A 12,634-nucleotide genomic window follows, 5' to 3' on the forward strand; every position below is an offset into this window, starting at 1 on the left:
TAACCAGAATATAATTTGTGTAAAACATATTATTGTACGTTTCGGTCTTCCGTCTTCGATCTTCCATCCCAAATAATGAGGCAAATATGGCTACTGGTGCAATTGGGAATATACATAATTTACTAATTACGTTTCTGAATTATCGCTTCTCGTAAGCTGGTCTAGCAGGTACTTTGAAGCGATCACTGCTATTTAGCAAACGCATCACTTCTTTGATAGCAGCTTCTAACTGCGCATCAGTTCCTTTGGCAAGGCTTTCAAAGTCTTCAACCACTTCAATGTCTGGATCTACGCCGTGACCTTCTTTGAACCACGTCCCATCTGGATCATACATTCTAAAGGTCGGCACCGTCACTGAGCCTCCATCAATCAAGGATGGTGCTCCGGAAATCCCGATCAAACCACCCCAAGTACGTGTTCCGATTAATGGGCCAATCTCACGTTTTCGGAAGTAATCTGGGAATGCATCTCCACCGGAACCGGAAAAGCCATTGATTAACATCACTTTCGGCCCAAAGTTACCAGATGGAGGCCAAGCCCAATCCTGTCCGTCACGAACCGCCCAGAATGCCAATGGCTGCCGATCAAGAAGTTCTACAAATCGATCTGGAATCTGCCCTCCATTATTAAAGCGCTCATCGATGATCATTCCTTCTTTTTCCATCTGTCCATAGAACTGGCGGAAAAGCTCATTCTGTCCATCCACTCCTGTGCTAGGCACGAAAATGTATCCGATTTTTCCGTCGGTCGCCTCCTCCACACGGGTACGAAAATCATTGATCCAAGCGAGATTTCGAAGTCTTGCCTCAGATCCAAGCGGCTCTACCAAAAAAGTTTTAGCACCGTTCATTGAGGCTGAACTGTTCACTGTAAGTTGCACCGTTTTGCCGGCAAGCCCTTGTAATGCAGCATAGATTGATTTATTAGCGTCAATCGGCTGACCATTGATGGCCATAATGTAGTCGCCTTCTTTCACTTCCACACCTGGCTTGAGTAGTGGAGAACGAACTTCTACATCCCAAGGAGCACCTTGGATTATCTTTTCAATTTTATAGGCACCGTTTTCAAGTTTGAAATTGGCTCCAAGATAACCAACTGACATAGTCGGCCCAGAATCCAAATCTCCTCCATTATTATAGGTGTGCGAAGCGTTCAGCTCAGCTATCAAATCTCCTAGGATAATATTCACATCCCGTCTGGAACCAGCCTGCGCAACCAAATCACCATATCGTTTTTTCATCAGTTCCCAATCCACACCGTGCATATTAGGATCGTAGAAGTAATCCCGCTCAAATCTCCAGACATCATTAAATATCTGTTTCCATTCCTCGGCAGGAATCACGGTCATCTGCATATCGCCAAGTGGGACTGTTTCTTCGATTTTCTGGTCCGGAGCAGGATCTATCACGGCAAGTTTGCCCTTGGAGAAAACCAGCACTTTCTTTCGATCTGCAGAAAGAGAAAATCCATCGACCTCTTTTATGACGGTTTTTGATTCTTTTTCTTTAAAATCATACAACTCCAAACTGCTTTTGGAATCTTCGCCAGCTCCAGTATTTGGAAGACGAACGTAAAGAAGTTTTCCTTCCAAAGAAGCCAAACCACCTATATTTCCATTTGGTATGTCAAGCATTTCGATTCTGTTTTCAAAAGATGAAATCTCAAAATCTACTCCTTTTATCTCCTCTTTCTTGTCATCTTTTTTATCATCTTCTTTCTTATCATCTTCTTTATCTGATTTCTCCTCTTCTACTTTGATCTCATCATTTTTGAGAGAAATAAGCGATGGAACCGATTTGTTTAATGTACCTACCGCTACACCTGATGTATTCGAGTAGATAAACGTATTATCGATGTCGGAATATTGGGGATCAAAATTCCGGTTGGTTGTGAAGAAAAGATATTTCCCATCCTCGCTGAATATCGGACTTTGGTCAGCGTAGAAACCTGACGTGATTTGAGAAACTTTGCCTGACTTGGTATCAAAAACATAAAGTGCTGAAGTGGCGCGGTTGGTTTTGGAAAGGCTATATGACATGTATCTGCTATCTGGCGACCAGCTCACTTCAAAACCCCGCAAATCGCCTTCAAACATGTATTTGCCATTATCAATTACCTGCATATCACCTGAAGCTGCATCGATCAACATTACTTCCATTGCCTGATTCACTGCCACAATCTTTTTGCTGTCTGGTGACCAATAGATGTTGTATCCAAAGCCATCTTTGAATTTGGTAAGTATTTTCGTTTGAGAATCTGCACCGAGCGTTTTAATGGTGAGTTGATACTCACCTGTCGCATCCGACCAATAAGCGATCTTTTTACCATCAGGAGAAAACTCCGGATATCGCTCCGCCACTCCCGAGGTATTGGTAAGGTTGGTGACAAAGCCTTCTTTTGCAGGTAAATTGAAAATCTCCCCGCGCGCATTGGCTATCACACGATTTCCGTCCGGAGAAATACTTGCAGACATCAGATTAGATTCTGTACTGACGATTTTCGGAATCATCGCTTTTTGGTCAGAAATAATTTGAATTTCCACCCGCTTGGATTCTGAGGTAGAAACATCATACAGATACAAGCTTCCACCAGCTTCGAATACAATCTCCTTTTCACTATTAGAAGGAAAAGTGATATCAAAATCCTTGAACTCTGTCAATTGAGTATGTTGCTTCGTGTTCAGGTCATACTTCCAGAGGTTGTTTCGCTTCTCTGGTCCATTGTCCGACATGTAAAATACCGCATCGCCGATCCACATTGGGAGTTCGTCATTTGCTGCATTATTTGTAATATTTTCTGTTTTGAAATCAGCTAAGTCAAATATCAAAATATCAGGAGCTGTACCTCCACGGTATCGCTTCCAATTTCGATTTACCCGGCTTCGGTCTGTATAGACAAAGCTTTTTCCGTCAGGAGAATAAGAAGCAAACTCACCATAAGGCACTGGTAATTTGGCAGGAAGACCACCGCTGGCGGCTATAGTATAAAACTGAGAAAATCGCTCTTTTCCACTTTCCCTTCCTGACGTAAAGAGGACTGATTTACCATCAGGTGTCCAACCTTGTACATAATCCGGCATTCCATGATAGGTCAAGCGGGTTGGAACTCCCCCGTCAGTTGGCATCACATAGACATCGTAATTCCCATTGTAATTGGCAGAAAAAGCGATCTGATTGCCGTCTGGTGAAAATCTCGGATACATCTCCGGACCAGCGGGAGAAGTCAGTCGCTGCGCCACGCCTCCTTGCTTTGGCACCACCCAAATATCATCCCCAAAGGTAAAAGTAATCTGTGTCTCAGAGACATCTGGCAATTGCATCAGTCGGGCATCTGTCTGCCCATGACTCAGAAATGGGGCTGTCAAAATAGACAAGCCAAGAATGAATTTTCTCATAGTCTGTAGATAATTGGATTTAATAGTTCTAGGTTAATAGGGTCATCCCCAAAGAATGTTGGATTTGGAAAGGAAAATCATTTGTTAACACCAATTTATAGAAAAAATAGTACCAGCAGATGCAGATTCAATTTAAGTGATTGATTCTGAGAAAAGTAACTATTAGACATCAAATTAGACTGTATCGGAACCGCACAGTATTATAGTTCGATATCAGCCAATCTATTCAATGGAAGTAAAATATTTCAGGAAATTTTTCGTCTAGTTTTCAGATTATTTTCCCTGAACATCCTATAGATATCAGCATCTTGGCTTTACGACTTCTCTCGATTATTTTACTTTTCATTTCAAATTCTTTGGTAGCCCAAACCTGGATTTCCACTGATTACAATCGCTTTACTCCAGCACAATTTTTCCAGCTTGCTGCAGTTCATCAAACCATCAATTACAAGAAAATGGATCGAGGGCTATTGCAAGCTGCCATGTTTCATGTGACCAATCAAGAGCGAATCAAACATGGCCTACCTGCTTTTGAACATTCTGATACAATCGAAAAAGTAGCCTCGGATCATGCTTCGGATATGGTCAATTTCCAATTCTATTCCCATATAAGTCAGGTGAAAGGAAAGCAGACAGTCAATGACCGTTTTGCCCGAGAGGGCATAAACTTGAAACTGGTCGGAGAAAATATCAGCTCAAGTATTGGACTGCAATACCAAGATGGCAGGAAAATCAATATTCCCAGATCTGGAGGGATGTATACCTACGCCAGCTCCAAACGAGAAGTAATTTTGCCTCATACCTACCTCAGCTATGCCCAGGAAGCGGTGAGGCTTTGGATGAATTCTCCCAGTCACCGCAAAAGTATTCTCAATCCGGATTTCGTGAAAATGGGATGTGGAGCAAGTGTTTATGGAAATAGAGAGTTTTTTAATGTCCCCTACCTTATTGGTGTGCAGAATTTTGGAGGAAAGGACATGGGCCAACTCAAGTAAACAGTTGGCATTTTATATTTGACAAGGGGTCGAATGCAAACATGTATTGATCATTTTGAATATCTGTTTTTCTGGCAGTGAAGAGACAAAAGCATCCTAGAATGGGGTGAAATTAAGCAATTACGCTACTTCGGTCACCCGTCATCGGCCTGCCTCGAGGTGGCTGGACTTCCGTCTGCTAAATCAAAGAAAATATGGCCACTGGCAGTATTACGGATAATCATTTTTTACTCTGAATACTATTGGAATTATATACCTTTTGAAGAAATTACGTCAAACAAATTTTTGAAATCATGTTAGATCAATTGCTAAAGCTAGCGGAAGGCCCGCTTCAAGAAATGCTCGAAGGAATGAATCAGGACAAAGGTGGAGCTTCTGCCATCAAAGATTCCCTCTCCAGCAGCCTTCAAAATAGAGTATCCTCTGGTGATACTGCCGCCGTTCAGGAGATGTTTTCTGGAAAGGAAACCTCTCCTAGTGCCCCAGTAATCAATAACTTACAAGGGGATGTATCTGAAGGTTTGATGGAAAAACTCGGAATTACTAAAGAGCAAGCTATGGGAATAGCCGCCGCAGCGCTTCCGATGATTATGAATTTCTTCAATAAACGCGTAAATGATGCGCCGCAGGACAACAATGATATCATGTCCTCCATTGTATCTTCACTGCAAGGTGGTCAGGGAAAAGTAGGAACTGCCGACCTGCTAGGTTCACTTCTTGGCAATGGTGGTGGAAAAGGGGGGATGGATTTGGGCGGTCTCATGAATATGGGGAAGGGATTATTTAAATAGTTTTAGAAGGGCTAATTCAATTATTATTTACCTAAGAAAACTCGAGCTTTCTAAACCATGCAATAAAAGTTGGCGGTTCTGACAATTCGAGAATTATTTAATGTGACTGTTTGCTATGTTGCACGTAAATGGTTGGAATCAACATTTGAGGATCAGTTTAGGCTACTCACCCTTTCCAAATTGGGCTAGGGGGATTTTTACAAGTGAAAACCAAATGTATTATTGATACGTGCAAGATCACGGATACTCATTTTATTTAACGTGATTATACGGAATCTTGCCAGTAGAAAATTTATAGGATTAAAAATTCAAAAACACCTTGAATTCTGGTTTACTCCGGTCTTCGGCCATCGGTCTTCCAACCCATTGACCAAAGAGAATACGCTTACTGGCAGAAAAGTGTACTTACAGATTATTTAATTTGCCAAGGTTACAGGCAAGACATCCATCAAAACCATGTGATAAAAGATGGGTTGACAAAGACACTTTAAGGTAGTATATCAAAAAATCAAAAAAGCAGACTGAGCCACAGAGTTGGAAGTATAAACTGGCTAAGATTGTATATTAATTAATCCAAACAATAAATAACACAACAATGAACAAACTGAAATTTATCTTAGGCATTACACTCTTATTTATCCTATCCGTGAATGTCCATGGGCAAACACTTAAAACTCCCAAAATGAATCTTCCAGAGATGGATCTTTCCACTCAGCTATCGGGGATATTAAATGACACAAGTGGACTTGACTTGAATTCCGATCAGAAAGATAAGCTGACAATGAATAATTCAAGCTTTGTCGATCAACTGATGGACATCAACAAAAGCGGAAAATCAGATGATGATAAAAAGACAGCTTTTCTTGGTCTGAAAAACAACAGAACCAAGTTCTTGACAGATCTAATGGGAAATGATATGTTAAAAAAATATTCAAGTCAAATCCTGAAATCTATCAATCCTTTAAAGAGTAAATTAGGACTCGCTGCATTGGCATTTTAACAAGAAGTATGAAAAAGTAAAAGCCATGGAATAAAATCCATGGCTTTTTTCATTCAGTCCAAAAATAAACCAACCTCTTGAAATTAGCAGTGGAGACTTTCATTTATAGCATCTCCTCTACTGCAAAGGCTTATATTTTTTCAACTATATCTTCGGCAATTCCCAGCCATTGTGGTAATGAGCTTTCATTAATTGGTTTGCTTCCTTATCAGTAAATTGATTCTTTTCAGAGTTCCAATAAACCTTTTTACCCGTCTTATAGGCGATATTTCCCATCTGAGCATTGATAGCTGCGATGCTTCCGGTTTGGATCGCGCAATTTAAGAGACTCGGATCATTTGCTTTAACAGCTTCTACAAAATTCGCTGCGTGTAGATCTAGAGCCGATCCTATGCCTTTAGTATGCGCTACTTCCTCCACCTTATTAACACGCTCGCCATCCTTGGTTTCAGTTTCAGGAATCACTTTCCATCCACCTCTATTGACCACCAAAGTGGCATTGTTTCCAATGAATGCGATCCCTTCAGTAGACCCATAATTCCCACCATCTATCCCAGTAGCATGTTCCCACAGCATATTGAAGCCATCGTATTCATAGACCGTTTGTAGCGTATCTGGGGTTTCTGAGGCGTCATCAGGATAAGCAAATTTCCCTCCGGATGCCATCACAGATTTGGGTGCGGTGACTCCCATTGCAAATAGCGCAATATCAATCTCATGCACCCCCCAGTCCGTCATCAATCCACCTGCATAATCCCAAAACCATCGGAAATTAAAATGGAATCGATTCGGATTAAAAGGTCTTTCCGGTGCTGGTCCAAGCCACATTTTATAATCCACACCTGCTGGTGGAGCTTGGTTTGGTAGTACTGGAACTGGTTTCATCCAGCCTTGATATGCCCAGCATTTTACTAATCGGATCTGGCCAAGTTTACCAGATTTCACATAGTCGATAGCTTCTGCATACTGAGAGCCAGAGCGTTGCCACTGCCCTACTTGCACTACTTTGCCGTACCGCTCCTGGGCTTTAACCATCAGCTGACATTCTTCAATGGTATTCGCTATAGGCTTTTCTACATAGACATTTTTCCCGGCAGAGACTGCATCACACATCATGAGACAATGCCAATGATCAGGAGTCCCGACAATCACAATGTCTATATCCGGATCTTCCAAAAGCTTTCTGTAATCCTTGTATTGCTTTGGCCTTGTTCCGCGTAACTTAAAGACATCCTCAGTTCGCTGATCCAAGACACTCTGATCCACATCTGCCAAAGCCACACAGTTTACCTGAGGCATTTTTAGATGAGCACTCATATTTGACCAACCCATTCCCTTACAGCCAATTAAGCCATAATTAAGTTGATCTGATGGTTTGATTTTTCGGGTAAAAGTCCCGAAATCTGATGCTGTCAGGATATTAGGCATGCCTAATCCCGCACCTAGCAGCATGGTGTTTTGGATGAATTTTCTTCTTGATGACATGGTATTTTGAGTTTTTGAGAGTTGACAAAAAAAGAGCAGATAATCAAATTAACTGCTCTAATAAAAAGACTTGATTACAACTCCCGTACCCAGATATTTCTGAATCTTACGGGGTTGCCATGATCTTGAAGTTTGATAGCTAACTTCTCAGGATGTGCTTTGTAATTTGGAATACCGATGTATTCGGTTGGCCCTTTTAGAATCACATTGTTTTGTACCAGCACGCCATTCATCAACAAGGTAACAGTAGCTGGAGAAGTCACAATACCATCCTTATTAAAGCGTGGTGCTGTGAAAATGATATCGTAGTAGTTCCACTCACCGGCTGGTCGCAGCGCCATCGCCAAAGGTGGGTGCTGCTTGTAGATACTTCCAGCTTGACCATTCGTGTAAGTTTTGCTTTCGTAGCTATCCAATACTTGCACTTCGTAGACGCCCATCAAGAAGAAACCTGAGTTTCCACGACCCTGACCTTCACCAACAATTTCGGTTGGTGCTGACCATTCAACATGGTATTGTGCATCTCCAAAAGGCATTTTGGACTGGATATCACCTTTTCCTTTGGTCACTACCAATTCACCATTTTCGATAGTCCAACCCGCGGGGCTTGACCCATCTTTTGCGCTCACAAAAGCATCCAGATTAGTACCATCAAAAAGCACAATTGCATCAGAGGGAGGAGCAGTATTATTTGCCCCAGGAGTTACTTTTGGTGGCACGGGAGTGTAAAATTCCGTAGCCTCGGGCTTCATCGGTGGTGGAGTTTTCTCTTGGGCGTTTGCCAAAGAACTTACAGTCAATGCACCTGCCGTCAAGACTAGTGCTAATATTGTCTTTTTCATACAATAGATTTTTAGGATTTATTATTAGATCGATAAATTAAGCCAAAACACACCAAACCAAAAACCATTGGTGGATTTTAAATTGTCTTGCAAATTCTCTTTACTAATTTCCACAAAGAATATCCCTATGAAAAAACAACTACTCAGCATTTTAGTCACATTCTTGATATCTCTGCCGGGATTTGCGCAGTCCTCTTACTATTTTCCAGGGGAAAGCTTTGACCCTAGCATTCCATCCCCGGAGGAATTTCTGGGTTATCCCATTGGAGACTGGCATACACGCTATGATCTCATCGTGAAATACTATGAAAAACTGGATGAAATCAGCGAACTGGCAGTACTGAAAACGATTGGTTATACACATGAGCATAGACCTAAGATCATCTTGACGATAGCTTCTGCCGCCCATATGAGTAACTTGGAAGAAATCAGAAAAACTCAAGTTCAACTTGCGGATCCAAGTCAACCCAAACCTGATGTGACCAATATGCCCGCAATCATTCACCTGGGATATGGTGTTCATGGGAATGAGCCTTCATCCGCTGAGGCTGCGATGCTTACAGCTTACTGGCTTTTGGCTTCGCAAAGTGAGCTGGCCCAAAATCTTCGCAAAAACTCCGTAGTTCACTTCGATCCCACTGTTAATCCTGATGGACGTGATCGTCACAGTCTTTGGGCAAATAGCAATAAAGGCTTTCCTCCTGTCTCAGATCCTCTGGATCGTGAGCACAATGAGGCATGGCCAGGAGGAAGAACAAACCATTATTGGTTTGATCTGAATCGGGATTGGTTACCGTTGGCGCATCCAGAATCTCAGGTGAAAATCGCCTGGTATCATGACTGGTACCCGAATGTGACTACGGATTTTCATGAAATGGGAACTGACGGGACTTACTTCTTTGAGCCAACCAAACCCTTTGGAAGCGAAAATCCTGTGGTTCCGAGAAAAAATTACGATGATCTGAATGTGCGTTTCGCAAAGTATTTCGCAGAATACCTTGATGAAATCGGAAGCTTGTATTGGACCAAAGAAGTGTTTGATAACAGCTATCCTGGCTATGGTTCTACGTATCCCGACATTCAGGGCGGCTTAGGGCTGGTATTCGAGCAGGCGAGTAGCCGTGGGCACTTGCAATCTAGCCAGCGCGGTGATGTCAGTTTCGCTTTTACGATCAAAAATCACTTACTAAGCTCCATTGCCACGATGGAAGCAGGATTGGACAATAGAGAATACATGCATGATTACCTAAGAGAATTCTTCGAAACAGCAGTTGCGGAGGGAGCAAAAGATCCAGCCAAAAATTATGTGTTTGGTGACGAATTTGATGAAAGTAGAAACAACCTTTTTGTAAAATTCCTGCTTGATCACAAAATCGACGTTTATGAAAATAATGCGGATATAAGCTCAGAAGGATACAGCTTCAAAAAAGGACAGTCGTGGATTGTCCCAACCGCTCAACCACAATACAGAATGGTTCGCACCATGTTTGAGGATGTAAAAGAATTTGCAGACTCAGTTTTTTACGATGCTTCAGCTTGGACTATGGCTCGTGCATACGGAATGCCTTTTGCTCCAAATTCATCTATTAAATCTGGAGACCAGCTTAAAGAAGCACCAGTATCTTCCTATGATTTCCCTGCAGGAAAAGCCTATGCATATTTAATCGATTGGGCGGATTATTATGCGCCAAAAATGCTGTTTGACTTGCAAGAAGCTGGGGTACATGTGGAAATCATCAACCGCCCATTTACGGCTAAAACCCAAAATGGCGATACCAAATTTGCTGCCGGAACTTTGATGATCCCGACAGGTTTTCAAAAGCTGGAAGCAGAAAAGCTCAAAGAAGTTGTACAGGAATTAGCCAAAGAAAACTCCCAACAAATCTTTGCAACTACCACGGGAATGAATCTGGAAGGTATAGACCTTGGTTCTAACCTTGTGGGTGCAGCGACGAAACCAAAAGTAATCATGGTCGTGGGCGAAGGCATATCCAGCTATGAAGCTGGGGAGATTTGGTATCTCATGGACAGTCAGCTGGGAATGCCCATTACCAAGGTGAATACAGAGGATATGGGAAGGGTAAATCTCTACGATTTCACTACGCTAATCTTGCCGACGGGAAATTACAATTCTCTATCAGAGTCTGTCGTCACTCATCTGAAAGACTGGATTTCGCGCGGGGGCACAGTCATTTCCATGAAAAGTGCCAGCCTTTGGATGAATCAAAAAGGAATTATTAAGGAAACTTTGATAGACAATGAAGAGGAGGAAAAAGCTGCAGAGCCCAAAAATCTTCCTTTTGCTTTGCAGGGCGATTATGAAGGTGCAAAGTCGGTAGGAGGCAGTATCTATATGGCAAAGTTGGATCTTACACATCCGATCGCCTATGGGTATCAGCGTGAAGAACTTCCTGTGTATCGAAATAATAGCATTTTCATGAAGCCTAGTGAGAATAAATACCTTACCCCAATCCGCTATACAGAAAATCCACATTTGGGAGGATATATTTCTGATGCAAACCTGGACAAACTAAAGCAAAGTGCGAGCGTGATTATCTCACCAGTGGGTAGTGGTAGAGTGGTCAACTTCTTCGATAGCCCAAATTTCAGAGGAGCATGGTTTGGTACGAACAAGTTGTTTTTGAATGCTATTTTCTTCGGAGACTTGATGGATTGATTATCAGATTAATGGCCAATACCCTTTTACCAGAAATACCTCATCAGTGTGCATTTTCATCTTAAAAAGTCAAAATCCACCGGGATTAATCTCGGTGGATTTTGAATTATTTAGCTTTGTTCTTTTGTGTAAGATAAAGTGATTTTGCCCTTGATCTCTCCCTCAGGAGTATCCAAACTTACGTCATGGCTAGTTATCAACTCATCGTCAGTGACTTTCAGCAACTTGTAAATCAACACATTCCCGTTTTCACCTGTAGTGATCAATTGACCATCCTCCACTATCCAAGTTCCATTTCCATTGTCATATTCCCCCACCAGCTTCTCATAGGTTCCTTCTTCTTTAAAAATCAATTTACTATTCAGGTGCTGCTCTAGGCCCCCATTAATTGTAACTACCAAATCAGGGCCTTCAGTTTTGATAAATAAAAAATCACTTCCCTTCCACGTCCCAATGAGCTTTCCTTCTGATCCGCTGGTACAAGAGAACATGCTCAATAAAAATAGAAAAAGTAAAACTGTGAGAGGAAATCGGAATTTGGGTTGTGTGTGCTTCATAAAGGATAATATCGCTCTGGCTAAACTTAGAATATTTCTGATCAGACTAATACAAATTCTCATTAATAGAACCTTCGAAAATGGAAATGACTGTTGCATTTTGCTTATTGAAAGCTCTTAAAACTTTTGATTATCGAGCTAAACAAAGGATAAGGAATAGATAAAACTAGACATATATTTCAAATCTTTTGAGATGAAGACTAACCCCCAGGCAGTGTCCTCTGCGAATTCCTCTGTGAACTTTATGGTTAAATTTGATTGAAAACTATAAAACACCCGAAGAATCTCCGGATGTTTTTTCAACTAATTAAAACTTAACTTTTAGAGCTTAAACCTCACAGGAAGTCTCATTCGTGTTTTGACAACTTCTCCGTCTTTTTTGCCAGGAGTCCATTTCGGAGATTCTTCCACAAGTCGTAGAACTTCCTCGTCGCAGCCTTTACCTATCCCTCTCAGGATTTCAACTGTACTTACTTCGCCATTCTCCAGAACTACAAAAGAAACGACCACTGTGCCTTCCACTTTAGCTTCCCTGGCAGCGGTTGGATATTTCATGTTTTTACCGAGGTAAGAATTCCAGCCGTCCATGCCACCTTTTGGCAGTGGCATTTCATCTACTTCCATATAGACAGAGTCAGTCTCTGTTTGCGCAAAAGCTGGTTGACTAGGAAGAACAGCGAAGAATAGTAATGCAATCAGAGTTATCGGAGCTGCTTTACGTAAGAAAATATTCCGTGATAGTTTCATTGATTTTGGTTTATGCATTTAAGCTTTTCTGCCAGTAAGCGAATACTCTTTGGTCAATGGGCTGGAAGACCGATGACCGAAGACCGGAGTAAACCAGAATTTAAGGTGTCATTGAATTTTTGATCCTATAAATTTTTTACTGGCAA

General features: G+C 41.7%; 9 protein-coding genes. 4 read left to right on the top strand and 5 right to left on the bottom strand.

Going from position 1 to position 12,634, the window contains the following annotated elements; genetic code table 11:
- Positions 1–139 precede the first annotated feature (139 nt).
- Positions 140–3,394 (bottom strand): S41 family peptidase, encoded by a 3,255-nt coding sequence (locus BVH04_RS22760; RefSeq protein ID WP_086543765.1) that lies wholly within the window; start codon positions 3,392–3,394, stop codon positions 140–142.
- A 308-nt stretch (positions 3,395–3,702) separates the two neighbouring features.
- Between BVH04_RS22760 and BVH04_RS22765 the strand changes: the two genes are divergently transcribed.
- The 3 genes from BVH04_RS22765 to BVH04_RS22775 all read left to right on the top strand — a co-directional run bounded on the left by BVH04_RS22765 (position 3,703) and on the right by BVH04_RS22775 (position 6,180).
- Entirely contained in the window at positions 3,703–4,389 is a 687-nt protein-coding gene (locus BVH04_RS22765) for a CAP domain-containing protein (protein WP_086543766.1), read from the top strand.
- Between the two features lie 293 nt (positions 4,390–4,682).
- Complete coding sequence (locus BVH04_RS22770; RefSeq protein WP_086543767.1) at positions 4,683–5,180, top strand: DUF937 domain-containing protein; 498 nt, start codon at positions 4,683–4,685, stop codon at positions 5,178–5,180.
- Between the two features lie 595 nt (positions 5,181–5,775).
- On the top strand, positions 5,776–6,180 hold the full coding sequence (locus tag BVH04_RS22775; RefSeq protein WP_086543768.1) for a hypothetical protein: 405 nt from the start codon (positions 5,776–5,778) through the stop codon (positions 6,178–6,180).
- 144 nt (positions 6,181–6,324) lie between these two features.
- Here BVH04_RS22775 and BVH04_RS22780 read toward each other — a convergent pair whose 3' ends face one another.
- The gene (locus BVH04_RS22780) at positions 6,325–7,665 is read right to left on the bottom strand and encodes a Gfo/Idh/MocA family protein (protein ID WP_086543769.1); all 1,341 of its coding nucleotides are present in this window, start codon (positions 7,663–7,665) and stop codon (positions 6,325–6,327) included.
- 74 nt (positions 7,666–7,739) lie between these two features.
- Entirely contained in the window at positions 7,740–8,507 is a 768-nt protein-coding gene (locus BVH04_RS22785; protein ID WP_086543770.1) for a 3-keto-disaccharide hydrolase, read from the bottom strand.
- A 127-nt stretch (positions 8,508–8,634) separates the two neighbouring features.
- On the opposite strand from BVH04_RS22785, the gene BVH04_RS22790 reads away from it, so the two are divergent.
- Entirely contained in the window at positions 8,635–11,184 is a 2,550-nt protein-coding gene (locus BVH04_RS22790) for a M14 metallopeptidase family protein (protein ID WP_086543771.1), read from the top strand.
- A 110-nt stretch (positions 11,185–11,294) separates the two neighbouring features.
- Here BVH04_RS22790 and BVH04_RS22795 read toward each other — a convergent pair whose 3' ends face one another.
- On the bottom strand, positions 11,295–11,741 hold the full coding sequence (locus BVH04_RS22795; RefSeq protein ID WP_140160649.1) for a hypothetical protein: 447 nt from the start codon (positions 11,739–11,741) through the stop codon (positions 11,295–11,297).
- Positions 11,742–12,062: 321 nt separating this feature from the next.
- A complete protein-coding gene (locus tag BVH04_RS22805; RefSeq protein ID WP_240511030.1) occupies positions 12,063–12,488 on the bottom strand; it encodes an energy transducer TonB in 426 nt (141 codons plus the stop codon).
- Between the last annotated feature and the right edge of the window lie 146 nt (positions 12,489–12,634).

This window comes from Algoriphagus antarcticus (genome assembly GCF_002150685.1).
GTDB classification, from domain to species: Bacteria; Bacteroidota; Bacteroidia; order Cytophagales; family Cyclobacteriaceae; genus Algoriphagus; species Algoriphagus antarcticus.